Source organism: Bradyrhizobium sp. CCBAU 11357, assembly GCF_028128865.1.
In the GTDB taxonomy this organism is placed as follows: domain Bacteria; phylum Pseudomonadota; class Alphaproteobacteria; order Rhizobiales; family Xanthobacteraceae; genus Bradyrhizobium.
Genome location: NZ_LBJW01000094.1, coordinates 19516 through 36300, shown reverse-complemented (window position 1 = coordinate 36300; position 16785 = coordinate 19516). Strand labels below are relative to the sequence as shown.

General features: G+C 65.2%; 16 protein-coding genes. 8 read left to right on the top strand and 8 right to left on the bottom strand.

Going from position 1 to position 16785, the window contains the following annotated elements:
• The first annotated feature begins 48 nt into the window (after positions 1-48).
• On the top strand, positions 49-603 hold the full coding sequence (locus XI05_RS13760) for an SMI1/KNR4 family protein (protein ID WP_271502313.1): 555 nt from the start codon (positions 49-51) through the stop codon (positions 601-603).
• 262 nt (positions 604-865) lie between these two features.
• On the opposite strand, the gene XI05_RS13755 is transcribed toward XI05_RS13760, so the two are convergent.
• Together XI05_RS13755 and XI05_RS13750 are read right to left on the bottom strand one after the other, a co-directional pair.
• The gene (locus XI05_RS13755; protein WP_271502311.1) at positions 866-2131 is read right to left on the bottom strand and encodes a D-amino acid dehydrogenase; all 1266 of its coding nucleotides are present in this window, start codon (positions 2129-2131) and stop codon (positions 866-868) included.
• A 66-nt stretch (positions 2132-2197) separates the two neighbouring features.
• Complete coding sequence (locus XI05_RS13750; RefSeq protein WP_271502309.1) at positions 2198-3526, bottom strand: aspartate aminotransferase family protein; 1329 nt, start codon at positions 3524-3526, stop codon at positions 2198-2200.
• Between the two features lie 160 nt (positions 3527-3686).
• Between XI05_RS13750 and XI05_RS13745 the strand changes: the two genes are divergently transcribed.
• The gene (locus XI05_RS13745) at positions 3687-4235 is read left to right on the top strand and encodes a cupin domain-containing protein (protein WP_008561958.1); all 549 of its coding nucleotides are present in this window, start codon (positions 3687-3689) and stop codon (positions 4233-4235) included.
• A gap of 197 nt (positions 4236-4432) precedes the next feature.
• Here the strand turns inward: XI05_RS13745 and XI05_RS13740 are convergent, their stop codons facing one another.
• Genes XI05_RS13740 through XI05_RS13730 form a run of 3 tightly spaced genes read right to left on the bottom strand, consistent with a single transcriptional unit; the run spans position 4433 to position 8236 of the window.
• Positions 4433-6694 carry a xanthine dehydrogenase family protein molybdopterin-binding subunit gene (locus XI05_RS13740; protein WP_271502307.1) on the bottom strand — a complete coding sequence of 754 codons (2262 nt, stop codon included), beginning with the start codon at positions 6692-6694 and terminating at the stop codon, positions 4433-4435.
• Positions 6687-7742 carry an FAD binding domain-containing protein gene (locus tag XI05_RS13735; RefSeq protein ID WP_271502305.1) on the bottom strand — a complete coding sequence of 352 codons (1056 nt, stop codon included), beginning with the start codon at positions 7740-7742 and terminating at the stop codon, positions 6687-6689. Before XI05_RS13735 ends, XI05_RS13740 begins: the two co-directional genes overlap by 8 nt.
• Positions 7739-8236: a (2Fe-2S)-binding protein gene (locus XI05_RS13730; protein WP_271502304.1), complete on the bottom strand. Its 498-nt coding sequence runs from the start codon at positions 8234-8236 to the stop codon at positions 7739-7741. The genes XI05_RS13735 and XI05_RS13730 overlap by 4 nt, the downstream gene beginning before the upstream one ends.
• A gap of 251 nt (positions 8237-8487) precedes the next feature.
• Between XI05_RS13730 and XI05_RS13725 the strand changes: the two genes are divergently transcribed.
• Together XI05_RS13725 and XI05_RS13720 are read left to right on the top strand one after the other, a co-directional pair.
• A complete protein-coding gene (locus XI05_RS13725; protein ID WP_271502479.1) occupies positions 8488-9126 on the top strand; it encodes a TetR/AcrR family transcriptional regulator in 639 nt (212 codons plus the stop codon).
• Between the two features lie 1402 nt (positions 9127-10528).
• On the top strand, positions 10529-11938 hold the full coding sequence (locus tag XI05_RS13720; RefSeq protein WP_271502302.1) for an FAD-dependent oxidoreductase: 1410 nt from the start codon (positions 10529-10531) through the stop codon (positions 11936-11938).
• A 200-nt stretch (positions 11939-12138) separates the two neighbouring features.
• On the opposite strand, the gene XI05_RS13715 is transcribed toward XI05_RS13720, so the two are convergent.
• Positions 12139-12516 (bottom strand): PRC-barrel domain-containing protein, encoded by a 378-nt coding sequence (locus XI05_RS13715; protein ID WP_271502300.1) that lies wholly within the window; start codon positions 12514-12516, stop codon positions 12139-12141.
• A 222-nt stretch (positions 12517-12738) separates the two neighbouring features.
• On the opposite strand from XI05_RS13715, the gene XI05_RS13710 reads away from it, so the two are divergent.
• Positions 12739-13143 carry a DUF4864 domain-containing protein gene (locus XI05_RS13710; RefSeq protein ID WP_271502298.1) on the top strand — a complete coding sequence of 135 codons (405 nt, stop codon included), beginning with the start codon at positions 12739-12741 and terminating at the stop codon, positions 13141-13143.
• Here the strand turns inward: XI05_RS13710 and XI05_RS13705 are convergent.
• Both XI05_RS13705 and XI05_RS13700 read right to left on the bottom strand, forming a co-directional pair.
• Positions 13140-14405: an MFS transporter gene (locus XI05_RS13705; protein WP_271502477.1), complete on the bottom strand. Its 1266-nt coding sequence runs from the start codon at positions 14403-14405 to the stop codon at positions 13140-13142. The two genes, XI05_RS13710 and XI05_RS13705, sit on opposite strands and share 4 nt — an antisense overlap.
• Entirely contained in the window at positions 14344-14604 is a 261-nt protein-coding gene (locus tag XI05_RS13700; protein WP_271502485.1) for a hypothetical protein, read from the bottom strand. The genes XI05_RS13705 and XI05_RS13700 overlap by 62 nt, the downstream gene beginning before the upstream one ends.
• Here XI05_RS13700 and XI05_RS13695 point away from each other — a divergent pair.
• From XI05_RS13695 to XI05_RS13685, 3 genes are all read left to right on the top strand, one after another.
• Positions 14591-14983 carry a hypothetical protein gene (locus tag XI05_RS13695; protein WP_271502475.1) on the top strand — a complete coding sequence of 131 codons (393 nt, stop codon included), beginning with the start codon at positions 14591-14593 and terminating at the stop codon, positions 14981-14983. The two genes, XI05_RS13700 and XI05_RS13695, sit on opposite strands and share 14 nt — an antisense overlap.
• 77 nt (positions 14984-15060) lie before the next feature.
• Positions 15061-15342 carry a hypothetical protein gene (locus XI05_RS13690; RefSeq protein ID WP_271502297.1) on the top strand — a complete coding sequence of 94 codons (282 nt, stop codon included), beginning with the start codon at positions 15061-15063 and terminating at the stop codon, positions 15340-15342.
• A gap of 9 nt (positions 15343-15351) precedes the next feature.
• Entirely contained in the window at positions 15352-16779 is a 1428-nt protein-coding gene (locus XI05_RS13685) for a TolC family protein (protein WP_271502296.1), read from the top strand.
• The last annotated feature ends 6 nt before the right edge of the window (positions 16780-16785 follow it).

Below are 16785 nucleotides of genomic sequence, written 5' to 3'. Positions count from 1 at the left end.
CCTGCTGGCACGATGTGAAGGCATTCTGCAGGACAAAGGGGCCCGTCGATGAGCGACCTCATCATCGCTGCGATCCGACAGCGGCTGAAGACGAAAGTCGCCGATCTGGGCCGACCTCCGCGCGCGGGACTCATCCCCGCCAGGGCAGGCGATATTGCCTCCGACGAAGAACATCTTCGTTTCCGGCTGCCGCCCCTCTTGAAGCGAATGTATGCAGATATCGGCAATGGAGGTTTTGGCCCCGGATACGGGCTCATCGGACTGACCAACGGCGTTCCCGACGATACCGGCAAGACCGCTGTTGCGATCTACGATTTGCTTCGGAGTGCGCCGGAGCTGGATTGGCCCGTTGGCCTGTTACCGATCTGCCATTGGGGATGCGCCATCTACTCGTGCGTCGATTGCCTCGGCCCGGATTTTCGGATGCGAATTTTCGATCCCAACGGTCATGATGGCGATGAATGGACCGACGCATTCTTCGCGGACGCTCCCACTATCGAAGACTGGATTGGATCGTGGGCCTCCGGCGTCGATCTGTGGGATGCGATGTACGGCGACGAAGGCCATATCGCCCGGATCATATCTGAGCGTCGCAAGCCTTGAGCCGGGGGCCACCAACTTCTTCCCGTCATCCTGAGGCGCAAGCAAAGCGAGCCTCGAAGGATGAGCGGCCCCGATAGAGCCGGGCCGTCGCCCTTCGAGGGCCGCTGAAGAAGCGGCCACCTCAGGGTGACGGTGATGGATAAAGGGCGAGCCGCTTCCACGCCGTCATTGCGAGCGAAGCGAAGCAATCCAGACTGTCTCCGCGGAGGCATTCTGAATTGCTTCGTCGCTTCGCTCCTCGCAATGACGAGGGGATAGAGCCTTAGCCAAACCGGTGCTTGTACCGCTCCACCGTCAACGCACTGACGTCGATCTCCGGCTTCTTGCCTGACAGCATGTCGGCGAGCACGCGGCCCGAGCCGCAGGACATGGTCCAGCCCAGCGTGCCGTGGCCGGTGTTGAGATGCAGGTTGGCGTAGTGGGTCGGGCCGATCACGGGCGGGCCGTCCGGCGTCATCGGGCGCAGGCCGCTCCAGAACGTCGCCTTGGACAGATCGCCGCCGCGCGGGAACAGGTCGGTCAGCGAATGATCGAGCGTGTCGCGGCGCGCGTCGTAGAGCTTGTCCGAATAGCCGGAGATCTCGGCGGTGCCGCCGACGCGGATGCGATTGCCGAGGCGAGTGATCGCGACCTTGTAGCTCTCGTCCATCACGGTGGATTCCGGCGCGCCGGAGGCGTCCTTGATCGGGACCGTGATCGAATAGCCCTTCACCGGATAGACCGGCAGCGAGATGCCGAGCGGCGCCGCCAGCCGCGACGACCAGCTGCCGAGCGCGAGCACGTAGGCGTCCGCCTGCAACAGGCCGGCGCTGGTCGCGACCCCGCTGACGCGCGCGCCGTCGGTGACGATGCGGTCGATGCCGGTGTTGAACATGAAGCGCACGCCGAGCGCCTGGGCGTGCTTGGCGAGCGCCTGCGTGAACATGTGGCAGTCGCCGGTCTCATCCTGCGGCAGGCGGAGCCCGCCGACGAACTTCTCCTTCACGCCCGCAAGCGCCGGCTCGACGGCGATGCAGCCTTCGCGGCTCAGCACCTCGAAGGGAACGCCGTATTGCTTGAGCACTGCGATATCTTCGGCGGTGCCGTCGAGCTGGGCCTGATAGCGAAACAGCTGCAGCGTGCCCTGCGAGCGCTCGTCATACTGGATGCCGATGTCGCGGCGCAGATCGCGTAAAGAGTCGCGGCTGTATTCCGCGATCGGAATCATCCGGCTCTTGTTGACCGCGTAGCGCGCGCTGGTGCAGTTGCGCAGCATCTTGAGCAGCCAGACCCACATCACCGGATCGAGCTTGGGCCGGATCACCAGCGGGCCGTGCTTCATCAACAGCCACTTGACCGCCTTCACCGGCACGCCGGGGCCGGCCCAGGGCGAGGAATAGCCGGGCGACACCTCGCCCGCGTTGGCGAAAGAGGTCTCCAGTGCCGGCTCCGGCTGGCGGTCGACGACCGTCACCTCATGGCCGGCACGCGCGAGGTAGTAGGCAGAGGTGACACCGATGACACCGCTGCCGAGGATCAGAACTTTCACGCTTCGTCAAACTCCCGCGGCGCTCGCCGCTGCAAGGACACAACTCGCTGGCGGCGAGAGCAATTATCAGGCCACCTTCTTGATGGCGTCACTGAGGATCGAGACCATCTGGTCGATGTGGCTCTTCTCGACGATGAGCGGAGGCGACATTGCGAAGCTGTCGCCGCTCATGCGCAAGTAAAGGCCGGTGTTGAAGCAGTCGACCATGACGTCATAGCCGCGCGCGCCGACGATGCCGTCGCGCGGGGCGAGCTCGACCGCGCCCATCAGGCCGCAATTGCGGATGTCGACGACGTTCGGCAGGCCTTTCAGCGAGTGCAGCGCATCGCGCCAATATTCGGCCATCGAGGCACCGCGCGTGAGCAGGCCTTCGTCCTTGTAGATGTCGAGCGTCGCGATGCCGGCGGCGCAGGCGGTCGGATGCGCCGAATAGGTGTAGCCGTGGAACAGCTCCATCTGGTTCTCGGGGCCGACCATCATGCCGTCATGCACCTTGCGGCTCGCAAACACCGCGCCGCAGGGAATGGTGCCGTTGGTGATGCCCTTGGCCGTCGTCATCAGGTCCGGCGTGACGCCGAAGAAGTTGGCGGCGAACGGCGTGCCGAGGCGGCCGAAGCCGGTGATCACCTCGTCGAAGATCAGGAGGATGCCGTGCTTGTCGCAGATCTCGCGCAGGCGCTGCAGATAGCCCTTCGGCGGCGGCAGCACCGCGGTCGAGCCCGGCACCGGCTCGACGATGACGGCGGCAATGGTCTCGGCGCCATGCAGGGCGACCAGACGCTCGAGATCGTCGGCGAGTTCGGCGCCATGCTCGGGCTGGTCCTTGGCGAAGGCGTTGCGGGTGAGATCGTGGGTGTGGCGGATGTGGTCGACGCCCGGCAGCAGGGTCGCAAACGCACGACGGTTGGCGACCATGCCGCCGACCGACGTGCCGCCGAAGCCGACGCCGTGATAGCCGCGCTCGCGGCCGATCAGGCGGGTGCGGCTCGACTGGCCGTTGGCGCGATGATAGGCCAGCGCGATCTTCAGCGCGGTGTCGACCGACTCGGAGCCGGAATTGGTGAAGAAGATGCGATCGAGGCCCTTCGGCGCGATCTCGGCCAGGCGCTCGGCGAAGTCGAATGCCAGCGGGTGGCCCATCTGGAACGTGGGCGCGAAATCCAGCGTCATCAGCTGGCGCTCGACCGCAGCCGCAATCTGCTTGCGGCCGTGGCCGGCATTGACGCACCAGAGGCCCGCGGAGCCGTCGATCACCTTGCGGCCGTCGACGGTGGTGTAATGCATGCCCTCGGCCGAGGAGAACAGGCGCGGCGCCTTCTTGAACTGCCGGTTGGCCGTGAACGGCATCCAGAACGAGTCGGTCTTGATGGTGTTCGGAATCTGATGAAGGGTCACGGCCGCGCTCCTTTGCTGACCCGCTAGCAGAGCCACGGCTTGGAAAGCGCAACAAGTCCTTTTCTGGTGACCTGCAAGCCATTGATTTGACTGGGGCTGCCGGTCCATATTTGCGCGATCCGCAACACCTGCAACACGGGACCAGGGCAAGGACCAAGACATGAGCGTCGACATCGGCGGACGGCTGCGATTCATCCGGGCGCGCCACAAGCTGTCGCAGCGGGAGCTGGCCAAGCGTGCCGGCGTCACCAATTCGACGATCTCGCTGATCGAATCCAACCAGATGAACCCCTCGGTCGGCGCGCTCAAGCGCATCCTGGACGGCATCCCGATGGGGCTCGCCGAGTTCTTCGCGCTGGAACCGGAGTCCAGGCGCAAGATCTTCTACCGTGCCGAGGAGCTCACCGAAGTCGGCAAGAAGCCGATCTCGTACCGACAAATCGGCGACAATCTGTTCGGCCGCAGCCTGCAGATCCTCAAGGAGCGCTACGAGCCCGGCAGCGACACCGGGCGCGTGCATCTCGTCCATGACGGCGAGGAAGGCGGCATCGTGATCTCAGGCAAGCTCGAAGTCACCGTCGAGGACGAGCGCCGCATCCTCAATCCCGGCGATGCCTATTATTTCGAGAGCCGCCGCCCGCATCGCTTCCGCTGCGTCGGCGGCAAGCCGTGCGAGGTGATCTCGGCCTGCACGCCGCCGACGTTCTGATGGCGAGATCGACGCATCCGGCGCGACTCGTTCACCTCTCCCGCTTGCGGGAGAGGTCGCGCCAAGGCGCGGGTGAGGGCTTTTTCCTCTAGGGGATTGTCCCATTGCGGAGACACCCTCTCCCCAACCCTCTCCCGCAAGCGGGAGAGGGAGCGCACCTCCGTCGTTGCAGCGATTTGGCCTCATTTCATCGCGCTTCAAAGCTGAGTCAGCAACTCCTCGATCCGGATCGGAAAGCGGCGCACCCGCACGCCGGTCGCGTGCCAGACGGCGTTGGCGACCGCGCCGGCGCTGCCGGTGATGCCGATCTCGCCGACACCCTTGATGCCGAGCGCATTCACATGGGGATCGTGCTCCTCGACCGTGATGACGTCGAGCGGCGGCACGTCGGCATTAACAGGGACATGGTACTCGCCGAGATTGGCATTCATGATCCGCCCGCTGCGGCGATCGGTGATGGCCTCTTCGTGCAGCGCAAAGGACAGGCCCCAGATCATGCCGCCGAACAGCTGGCTCTGCACCATGCGCGGATTGACGATGCGGCCGGCGGCGAAGGCGCCGACCATGCGGGTGAGGCGGACCTGGCCGAGCTCGGGATCGACCTTCACCTCGGTGAACACCGCGCCGTGAGCATGCATCGCATATTGCTCCATCGCCGCAGGGTTCGGCGCGCCGGTGCCGCGTGCCTCGACCTCGGCGACGCCGGCGCGTGCGAGGATCTCGGCATAGCTCTCGCTCCGGCTCTCGTCGTCGCGGCGGATCAGCCTGCCCTCGCGCGCGATCACGCCGGCATTGCCGGCGCCGAACAACGGCGAGCGCTCGTCGCTGGTGGCGAGATCGGCGAGCTTTGCGATCACGGCCGCACCGGCGCTGTGGATCGCCGCGCCCGCCGTTGCCGTGTGCGCCGAGCCGCCGGCGATGCCGGCGTCGGGCAGGTCGGACGTGCCGGACTTGAAGTCGAGGCGGTCAATGTCGAGACCGACGGAATCGGCCGCGATCTGCGCCAGCGCCGTCCAGGCGCCCTGCCCCATGTCGTGCGCGCCGATCTCCATCACGCCGGAGCCGTCACGCCGGATCGCCGCGCGCGCCTCGGCCTGGAACATCAGCGCCGGGAAGGTCGCCGTGCCCATGCCCCAGCCGACCAGGAGGCCGGCATCGTCGCGCATCTGCTGCGGCTGCAGCGGACGCTTCGCCCAGCCGAAGCGCGCCGCGCCCTGCTCGTAGCAGGCCCGCAGCGCCTTGGAGGAGAAGGGCCGTCCCGTCATCGGCTCGACCTCGGCGTAGTTCTTCAGGCGGAAGGCCAGCGGATCCATTCCGCAGGCCCAGGCCATCTCGTCGATCGCGCTCTCCAGCGCGATCGAGCCGGTCGCCTCGCCGGGCGCGCGCATGAACAGCGGCGTGCCGGTGTTGACGCGCACGGCATCGTGCGTGGTGCGGATCGCCGGCGCCGCGTAGAGCGTGTGCGAAGCGCCGGCCGCGGGCTCGTAGAAATCGTCGAAGGTGCTCGAGACGGTTCGCGCGTGATGATCGAGCGCAGTGAGGCGTCCCTTGCCGTCCGCGCCGATGCGCAGGCGCTGGCGCGTCGGCGCGCGGTGGCCGACCGGGCCATACATCTGCTCGCGTCGCAGCACCAGCTTGACTGGCTTACCGACCAGCTTCGCCGCCATCACGCCCAGGATCTGCGGCCCGGTCAGGAAACCCTTCGAGCCGAAACCGCCGCCGAGGAACGGGCTGCGGATGTGAATCTTCTCCGGCGCGAGGCCAAACAGCTCGGCAACGCGGCCCCGAGCCATCACCATGGCCTGGCTCGGCGTGTCGAGGAAGAGCTTTTCATCCTCCCAGCGCGCCACGATCGCATGCGGTTCCATCGCGTTATGATATTGCGGCGGCGTCTCGTAAGTCGCGTCGATCTGCTTGTCGGCCGCGGCAAGGCCTGCCTCGACATCGCCGTGGTGACTTTCCGTGGGATTGCCGACGCCGACGACCGGCGGCACGAAGCTTTCGCCGGCATCGAGGCCGACCAGCGCAGGCTGCACCTCGTAAGCCGGCGCCAGCAGCGCCGCGCCTTCGGTGGCGGCCTCCAGCGTCTCGGCGATCACGACCGCAATCGCCTGATTGGCGTAGCGGATATCGTTGCTCTGCAACACCTCCATTCGGAACACGAACGGATTGGTCTTGAGGTCAGGGTCGATCGCGAGCTGCGGCTTGTGGTCCGGTGTCATGACGTCGACGACGCCGGGATGGCGTTTTGCGGCAGCGACATCGAGCGAGATCACACGGCCTCGCGCGACGCTGGAGACGGCGATCACCGCAAACAGCATGCCGGGCGGATGATTGTCCGCGGCGTACCTCGCCTGCCCCGTCACCTTGAGGATGCCGTCGCGGCGGGTCAGCGGCTGGCCGATATTCGAGCCGTGCCGCAGATGCGCGGGAGCGCTGGTCAAATTGAGCTCAGACATGGAGGGCTCCGGAGGTCGAGGCAAAGGGAGAGGCCGGCAGCGCGGGGATCCGCGCGGGCGTGCCGGCGGCGGCCAAGGTCAGCGCGCGCACGACGATGCGACGCGCGAGCTCGATCTTGAAGGCGTTGTCGCCGGACGGCTTTGCGCCCTCGAGCGCGCGCCAGGCCGCCTCCTGGAATGCGTCTGACGTGGGCGCGACGCCCTTGAGGACGTCTTCCGCTGCGCGACCGCGCCAGGGCTTTGCGGCGACGCCGCCGAGCGCGAGCCGCGCCTGTGCGATTCTGCCGTTCTCGATCCGCAGCGCAGCCGCGGCCGAGACGACGGCAAAGGCGTAGGAGGTGCGCTCGCGGACCTTGAGGTAGCGCGCATGCGCGGCAAAGCCGCGCGCGGCGGGCGGCAGGCGCATAGCGACGATGAGATCGCCGGGCTCGAGCACGGACTCGCGCTCGGGCGCATCGCCCGGCAGTCGGTGCAGCTCGTCGAGCGCGACCTCGCGCCGGCCGCCCCTGCCCTCGATCTCGACGATGGCATCGAGCGCGACCAGGGGCACGCAGAAGTCGGAGGGGTGCGTGGCGATGCAGCTCTCGCTCCAGCCGAGCACGGCATGGCTGCGGTTCTCACCGTCGCGCGCGTCGCAGCCGGAGCCGGGCGCGCGCTTGTTGCAGCGGCTGGCAGTGTCGTAGAAATACGCGCAGCGCGTCCGCTGCAACAGGTTGCCGCCGACGGTGGCGGCATTGCGCAACTGAGCCGACGCACCGGAGAGCAGCGCTTCGGCCACAGCGGGATAGGACCGCGCGAAGTCCGCATCATGCGCGAGATCGGCATTGCGCACCAGCGCGCCGATGCGCAAGGACCCGTCGGCGAGCGTCTCGATTTGATCGAGGCCATCGAGATGCGTGACGTCGACCAGCCGGTCCGGACGGCTGACGCCGCCCTTCATCAGGTCGAGCAGGTTGGTGCCGGCAGCGAGGTAGACCGCGCCCGGCTCGGCCGCGGCAGCAACGGCTTCAGTGACCGTGGCCGGCCTGACATAATCGAACTGTTTCATGCGGAGCGCCTCTGATTGGTCTCGTCCATCCCGGCCTGCGCGTCCAGCACGGCATCGACGATGCCGGCGTAAGCGCCGCAGCGGCACAGATTGCCGCTCATGCATTCGCGGACGCGCTCGGGATCGTTGCCGGCCTGGCCTTCGCCGATCATGCCGATCGCGCTCATGATCTGGCCGGGCGTGCAGAAGCCGCACTGGAAGCCGTCATGGGCGATGAAGGCGGCCTGCACCGGATGCAGCTGGTCGCCGCGCGCGAGGCCTTCGATGGTGAGGATGTCGGCGCCGTCGTGGCTGATGGCGAGCGCGAGACAGGAGTTGATGCGCCTGCCGTCGACCAGGATGGTGCAGGCGCCGCACTGGCCGCGGTCGCATCCCTTCTTGGTACCGGTCAGATCGAGGCGCTCACGCAGGAGATCGAGCAGCGTGACGCGCGGATCGTCGAGGACGAAGTCGCGCCGCGCACCGTTCACGGTGAGGCTGATGGAGTGGTTCATACAAGGCTCCGATCAGATATGGACATGAGTCATCGCGCAGCGCGCCACCGCCGTGGCCGCCGTCGAATAGCGCCGCCCGAACATGATGCGGCCGGCGCACGAGCGAAGATACGGAGGCACCCTCCGTTTAACAAGAGCCGCCGGGAATTATTTGGAATTCGTCAAAACCGCGTGCGCCGCCAACGCGATGCAGCCCTGTATGGGTCCGGCGAGGGTTCAATCTAACCAATTCGTGATCTACATTGCGCGCCATGGACGACCACACCGACCAGACCCGAAAGCCCCGCGCCGACGCCGTGCGCAATCGCGAGCGCGTGCTCGAAGCGGCCAAGCTGGTGTTCAGCGCGGGCGGGCCCGAGGCGAGCCTTGAAGCCGTGGCGAAGCGGGCCGGCGTCGGCATCGGCACGCTGTATCGGCATTTTTCGACGCGCGAGGCCTTGTTCGAGGCGGTGTATCGGCGCGAGGTCGAGCAGTTCAGCGAGCTTGCCGAGTTGCTGAAGAACGAGAAGGACCCGGTCGAGGCGCTGCGGCGCTGGTTGCACTCAGGGGTCGAGTTCGTTGCGACCAAGAAGGGGATGATGGCAGCGCTGGCGCTCGCGGTGCAGAGCGGGTCGGAGCTGCATGCTTTCTCCTTCGAGCGTCTGACCAAGGCGATCGGCTCGCTGCTGGACCGGGCGGTCGCAGCTGGCGAGATGCGCGCCGACCTCAGCCCGGAGGACCTGCTGCGCGCCTTCTTCGGCATGTGCTACGTGCACGACCAGCCTGGCTGGCAGGCGACGGCGCTGCGCCTGCTCGACGTGTTCGTCGACGGCTTGCGGGTGCCGCCGCCCAGCAAGGCCAAGGCGCGCGCGTCGAAGACGACGAAGCCCGCGACGAAGCGGAAGCGGTAGGGCGTGCAGAGCGACCTACGCCGCAGGCGAAGCGCTTCGCCACGCGGATCGCAAACCACAATCCAAGATCATGTGAAAACCGGCAGCACGATCTCTGATTTATGAAGGCGCTCTTTTCAGGAGCGCGTACGCACGCTGGGAGCGTGTTTTGGCGCCAGACTAGGTCTGGATCGCTGCTACAACATTGTTCACGTCTGCCCTACAAAGGCGACGAGCACGCCATTTGCGGCGAGCACCGATACAAATAACCATCTGCCACGAATCGAGATTGTAACTGCACGGTCGTTATTTCGGTTGTGAGGACTCAACTCATGACGAAGCACTTTTCAAACCGCGTTTTGCCCCATGTCCTTGTAGTCGTCATATCCATGGTGACAATCACGATTGCAGCAACATCGGTGGGTGAGTCAGTTGTTGCAGGCATCGCTGCGTCCATACCGGGCCCATTCCATCTCGCACATGCAGGCGCGGTGTCGAACCAACCAAGGCTCGCTCGTGCGCCAACAGGTTGTGGGCTTCGATCTGCTCCGCTGCAATGGAAGGTGGACTGGCTTTTCGAGCCGCCTGGAAATCCCCTGCCGTGAATCATCGCCAGGGGCCACAGCCCGCAACTCTTCTTAACTCGAAAGGCAAGCCGACGCTTTGCCTGTCGTTCGCTGCACCGCATCACCGTCACCCTTGTCGAAGATATTGACTGCCTGTGAAGTAGTTTACATCTCCTCGCTCATGGCGCGGCCTAGTGTGAAGACAAGTTCTTGCTTTGACGGAGGCCTCCCATGCTTTCAGCAATCAAGTGGAATTCTCGCACTCGCGAATGGGTAATGTTGGCTATAACAGCTGTTGTCGGCGTACAGGCAAACCGGCAGGAGGACGAAAGGAAGCAAAGGCAGCCACTCTGGAAGCATTTCGACGATACCCATCATTGGGATGAAACCGCTGAGGAATGGGTCCCCAACCAAGATCACTGATCGTGCAAATGCGCCAGAGCGGCGCCTATGACAGTAACGGACATGGCCCTTCTGGATGAATTGCCCGGCCTCTACGATGGCTTTTAAGTACAGCTGGAGTCAGGGATGAACCGGAGGCAGTTCATTGCCACGGTGGTTTGCATGATCGGGTGGGGAAAAGCCCGGCGACCTCCCTGTCGAGCAGGCTTCAAAATACGAGCTGGTACTCAACCTTGCGACGGCACGTCTCATTGGAGCCGACTTGCCATCGGTACTCATTGCTCGTGCGGATGAGGTGATCGCCTTTCTTTGAACCTCCGGTTCGCCACACCGACTCAATCTCTTGAGGAACCCGTGCCCACGTGGGTGGGCCTCGTTGTCGTTCGCCGGGAGGAGACGATGGCGATTCATCGCCGCTTCTGCGGCCCGCCGAGATCGAACAGGTGGGGAAGAAGATGAGCAAAATCGTCATTTGCGGCGGAGGCGTGATTGGATTGAGCGTTGCGACGATGCTTGGTCGCGACGGCCACGACGTCACGGTCCTGGAGGCTGATCCGGCCGGTCAACCTGTGGCCGCTGCCGAGGGATGGGATACGTGGGAGCGTCCAGGAGTTGCCCAATTCAGGCAACCACACAGCCTCGGTTCGCGATTTCGGATGATCAGCGATCTGGAATTGCCAGGATTGACGGATGATTTGCTTCGCGCCGGATGCGTTTGGGTGGACTATCTCGACAGTCGATCTCTTCCCCCGACGCTAACGGACAAGACACCGCGTCCTGGCGACGAGGCCATGCGCTTCGTGACTGGAAGGAGGCCAATTATAGAATGGGCCGTAGCTGCCATGGCACAAGCCGCGCCTAACGTGGCTATTCGTCGGGGAACCAAGGTTCGCGAACTTATCACGGGCGCATCGGCGGTCCCGGGTGTGCCGCACGTCACGGGGGTGCGCACGACATCCGGCGATGAGATTTGCGCTGATTTGGTCATCGACGCCATGGGACGGCGAAGCGCGGCTTGTGACTGGATCCGCGGCGCGGGTGCCCGCAGCCCCTTCGAGGAAGCCGAAGACAGCAACTTTGTCTATTTTACGCGATATTTCTCGGGGCAACAGCGGCCTCGCAGGACGGGACGCGCGCTCACTCCGATGGGCTTGTTCTCGATCCTGACCCTGGACGGCGACAACGACACCTGGTCGGTCACCTTGTATACCTCGTCGAGAAACAAGGCGATGCGCGCCTTGCGCGATTCGGCGACATTCGATCGCGTCGTCTCAGCGTGCCCACGGCAAGCCCATTGGCTCGACGGCGAGCCAATAACACCCGTCCTTCTGCTGGCGGGAGTTATCGACCGGTACCGGCGATTTGTCGTCGATGGCCGTCCCGTCATCACGGGATTCGCTGCTGTCGGCGATGCATGGGCGTGCACCAACCCGTCCGCCGGACGAGGCTTGAGCGTCGGCCTTCTGCACGCGCAGGTGCTCCGCAATGTTGCCCGCCGACACCTCGACGATCCCGAAGCGTTCGCCCGGGAATACGACGCCGAGACCGAAATCCAGGTCGGTCCGTTTTATCGCAACCAGATCGCCGCGGACCGGGCGCGGATCGCTGAGATGAACGCTCTGGAAGCGGGCATGCCGATGCCCGCACCCAACCCGGTCATGGCCAAGCTTCTCATTGCCTCGTCTCAAGACGCCGACGTGCTCCGGGGCATGATTGAGATCGCAATGTGCGTTGCGCTGCCTCAGGAGGTCGTCACCAGACCGCGTGTCGCCGCAAAACTGGCCGAAATGGACGGCTATCAAATACCGCCGGATCCCGGCATCATCGACCGCCACCGAATGGCAGCGCTGCTGGATAGTTCGTAGGATGGGTAGCGCGCCAGCGAAACCCATCGCTTGCTCCAGATGCGACGGAGCAAAATGGGTTTCGCAAAGGCTCAACATCCTACGCGCTCGTTCAAGACGACGAAGCGGGCGACGAAGGCAGCTTCTGCCCGATTGGCGACTTGCACGACCTCTGATGTTGGTGCCGCAGTCAGTTCAGCTGTCCTGACGCGCCGCGGGCGTTATAGGCCACCTCGCCCTTCCCAGTAGGTTGGCGTTCCATAATAACGATGAGTTCGCTTTTCCCAGTCTCGATCTTCCCAGGAGTCATCGCTGAACTCGGGCGCATCCCTCAGCTGTTGCTCGGTGATATTGGTTCGAAAACCGCCAAGCGACGTGTCATATGTCAGAGCGCCCCAGGGAATGGGGTAGTGGCTGTGACCCAAGCCCACGAATCCACCAAAGCTCATGACCGCATAAGCCACGCGGCCTGACATCTTGTCGATGATGAGGTGATCAATCTCGCCGATATTCGTCCCATCTGCTCCATAGACTTCGGTTCCCTCAATGTCCTCGCTTGAGATGCAGTGATGATCCGGATGGGCTGTTGCACGGGCCATGACTTTGCTCCTTGATGAGGTGGTTTTGCCGGCTTAACTCGGCCATCGCGGAGCCGTTCCTGCCTTAGGAGAACATGTCGCAGCTGCCTGCGGTTTGTGTCGCTGTCCCGGATGAATGGGCATCTGGAGCATCCAAGCCCAGCGCGTGATGTCCGAGTGCACGCCCTGTCGGCGCAGGTGTGCTAGGATGGCCTCCGCCGGGATCTCAACGCGGAGCCTGCCATGCGCATCGCAGCCTTGCTGGTTGCTCTCATTGTTGCCTGTCATCACGCAGCGTTAGCCGGCGATGTCGCGGCCGCTCAAAGCGTCATCCGCGCCCAGGAGCAGGCCTTCGTTCGCGACGATGCGACGGCGGCCTATTCCCATGCGGCACCGGCGATCAAGGAGATCTTCCCCGCACCCGACATCTTCATGTCCATGGTGCAGAACGGCTACGCGCCGGTCTATCGTCACAAGAGTTTCGAATTCGGCGAGAGCAAGACCGATGGCGGCTGGATTGCCCAGCGCGTCCATATCGTCGATGCCAATGGCGAGGCCTGGGAGGCGCTCTACACGCTCGAGCAGCAGGGCGACGGCAGCTACAAGATCACCGGCTGCTCGCTGCTGAAGGCCGGACAAGCGGTTTAGGTGGCAAAGCCCGGCCCGGCCTTGACCGAGCCCATCCGCGCGCGGATCAGGAGCAGCACGACGATGCCGATGTTGAGCGCATTCCAGGCGACGCCATTGGCGAACGCCGCGGCATAGGAGCCGGTGGCATCGAAGATGACGCCTGACACCCAGCCGCCGAAGGACATGCCGAACACGGACGCAAAGATCACGATGCCGACGCGGGTCGCGGCCTCGCTCGCCGGCATCGCCTCGCGCACGATGATGGCATAGCTCGGCACGATGCCGCCCTGGAACAGGCCGAACATCGCGGAGATCAGATACAGCGAGGTCAGGCTGTCGAAGAACAGATAGAACACCAGCGCGAAGCCCTGCGCCAGCGATCCCACCAGCAGCGTGCGAATGCCGCCGATCTTGTCGGCGAGGTAGCCCGAACCGATCCGGCTGACGATGCCGCAGCCCATCATCAAGGACAGCATCTCGGCGCCGCGCGCGACGCCATAACCGAGATCGCCGCAATAGGCGACGATGTGCACCTGCGGCATGGCCATCGCCACGCAGCAGGAGATGCTGGCGATCGAGAGCAGCACCGTCAGCGTATTCGTCGACAGCCTGAGATCGACCCGCGGCGGCGGTGCGTTGGCATGATCGTGGACGGTGTCGCGGCCCATTTGCGCGCGCAGGATCAGCACCAGCACCGTCATCAGGCCGGCGCAGACGATGCCGATGCCGATATGGGTGTAGCGCCAGCCGATCTCCTGCGTGCCCCAGCTCACGATCGGCGGCCACATCGCGCCGGCGACATAATTGCCGCTGGCGACGATGGTCACGGCCAATCCGCGATAGCGCTCGAACCAGTGCGAGGCTTCGGCCATCAGCGGCGCGAAGGTCGCGGAGGTGCCGAGCCCGATCAGGAAATATGCCGCCACGAACTGCCAGAGCTGGCCCGACAGGCCCGCGAGCACATTGGCAACGCCGAGAAAGGCGATGCTGATCGCCATCGCCGGCACGATGCCGAACCGGTCGGTGATCTTGCCGGCGATCACGCCGCCCAGCCCGAAGCCGAACATCATCAGGGTGAAAGCCAGCGACACCGCGCCGCGCGTGGCAGCGAATTCGGCCTGCACGACGGGAATCACGACCACGACCGCCCACATGCCGACGGCGCCGATCGAGCCGATCACGAGGGCAAGGACGAGTCGCACCCAGGCCTGACGGGAATCAGGGGTGAAGGAAGCAGGTGTTTGTCCTGGATGATTTGGCGCGTGCACGGGCAGGACCATGTTCGCGGACCGCCGCATGGTCAACCAGCGTGCCGCGATATTGGGCATGCGCGGTGCGCTGCGGTAATAAGCTCTTGGCGAACGCGTCTTTTGACATTAGTTTGCAACAAGCGCGTGCAACATTGCCGCGCGAGGAGCCTATCGGCGGGATGTTGTTGCGATTGACGCGATCGGTGCGGATCAGGGTGGGGCGAATCATCGCCCTCGCCTATCTGTTCTGCGTGCTCGCGCCAGCCGCAAGCCTTGCCTGGGGCAGTGCTGCGCCCTGCTTTGGCGACGAGGTTTTGGCTGACCTCGTTCCGGTGCATCATCACATGGCTGCGAGCCATGGCGATGTTCCGCACGAGCATGCGGGCACCCCTTCCCAGACTGCCGCGAAGGACGCACCTCTTCCGAATCATCACGACGGCAAGGGAACAGTGGGCCCGTGCTGTGCCATGATGTGCGTCAGCGCGCTGCCGGCCGATCTGCCCAGCGTCGCCACGCCGGTCCAGCCGATGTCGACCTGTGCGCCCGAGATCGTGCCCAGCCTGCACAGCGCCGCGCCGCCGCAGCACTACCGTCCCCCCATCGCCTGATCTGACACGACGGCGTCGGTTTCGACGCGCGCTTTTGCGCGCGCGAACCTGTGGTCTTTCAGATCAGGAATGAAGACATGCTTGCGCTTTCCGGGGCGACATCCGCCGCATCTGCGGTGGGTGAACGACACGCTCGATTCATTTGGCTGCTGCTGGCCTTTGCTGCGTCGGCACTGTCCGGCTGCATGCCGGCAACGACGCAGATAGCCAGCGCGGATCCCGCCGATCCGTCGGCGAAGGTGGCCCCAATCGGCTATCGCTCGACCATCGCGCCCTATACCAGCCTGCGGCCGGCGACGCCGGCGCCATGGCGTGACCGCAACCAGGCGGTGACGCCGCGGCAGAAGCAAGACCGGTAGGGGCGCGCCATGTCACAGCATTTTGCGCGAGGCCTGGTCGTGCTCGCCGCGCTCGGTCTTTCCGGCTGCGCCGCGTTCTCGCCCGACGGCGGCATGACTGATGTCGCGGATCTGACGAGCCGGACCATCAACAAGGACGTCGCCTTCGTGCACTCGGCCGAGGGCGCCGCAGCGGTCGACGCCCGCGTCCGCCAGCTGCTCTCGCGCACCCTCAGCGTCGACGCCGCCGTGCAGATCGCACTGCTCAACAACAAGGGACTGCAGGCTGCCTATAACGAGCTGGCGCTGGCGGAGGCCGACCTGGTCGAGCAGAGCCTGCCGCCCAATCCGGTGTTCGCGGTCTCGCGCATCACGGGCAATGGCGCCAGCGAGATCGAGCGCCAGGTGGTCGGCGACATCCTCGCGCTCGCCACCCTGCCGTTCCGTTCCGAGATCGCCCGGGAGCGCTTCCGTGGAGCGCAGCTGCGCGCCGCACTGGCAACGCTGCGGCTCGCCGCGGACGTGCGCCGCGCCTATGTCCGCACTGTCGCTGCCAACGAGATGGTGGGGCTATTGACCGACGCGAAGGCGACGGCGGAATCGACCGCACAGCTCGCGCTCAAGCTCGGCGAGACCGGCTCGCTCAACAAGCTCGACCAGGCCCGCGAGCAGGTGTTTTATGCCGAGACCACCGCCGACCTCGCCACCGCGCGGCAGGCGGCGGGAAGCGCGCGCGAAAGGCTGGCGCGCCTGATGGGGCTGTGGGACGACGGTCTCGACTTCCGCCTGCCCAATCAATTGCCGCCGCTGCCGCGCCGGCCGCTCGCGCTTCCCACGATCGAAGCCGATGCGGTGGCGCATCGCATCGACCTGCAGATCGCACGGCTGGAGCTGGCCGCGCTGGCGAAGGCGCTGAACCTGACCGAGGCGACGCGTTTCGTGACGCTGCTCGATCTCGCCGGCATCTCCCGCCGCACCCAGGATCCGGAAGGGCCGCCGTTCCGCGAGCGCGGCTTCGACATACAATTCCAGATTCCGATCTTCGACGGCGGCGAGGTGCGCGTGCGCCAGGCCGCCGAGACCTACAATCTCGCCTTCAACCGCCTGGCCGAGCGGGCCGTGAATGTGCGCTCCGAAGCGCGCGACGCCTATCGCGTCTATCGCTCCACATACGACATCGCCGGCCACTACCAGCGCGAGATCATCCCGTTGCGCAAGATCATCACCGAGGAGATGCAGCTGCGCTTCTCCAGCATGCAGGTCGACATCTTCGCGCTGCTCGCCGAAGCGCGGCAGCGCCTCGCGGCGCTGCGCGGCGCGATCGATGCCAGGCAGAGATTCTTCCTTGCCCAGGCCGATTTGCAGACCGCCGTCAACGGCGGCGGCGCGCCCGCCGCCGGCGGCGACAATCCAACCAATGTCGCCGCGGCAGCACCTGCCGAAGGCGGCGGACATTAAAGACGG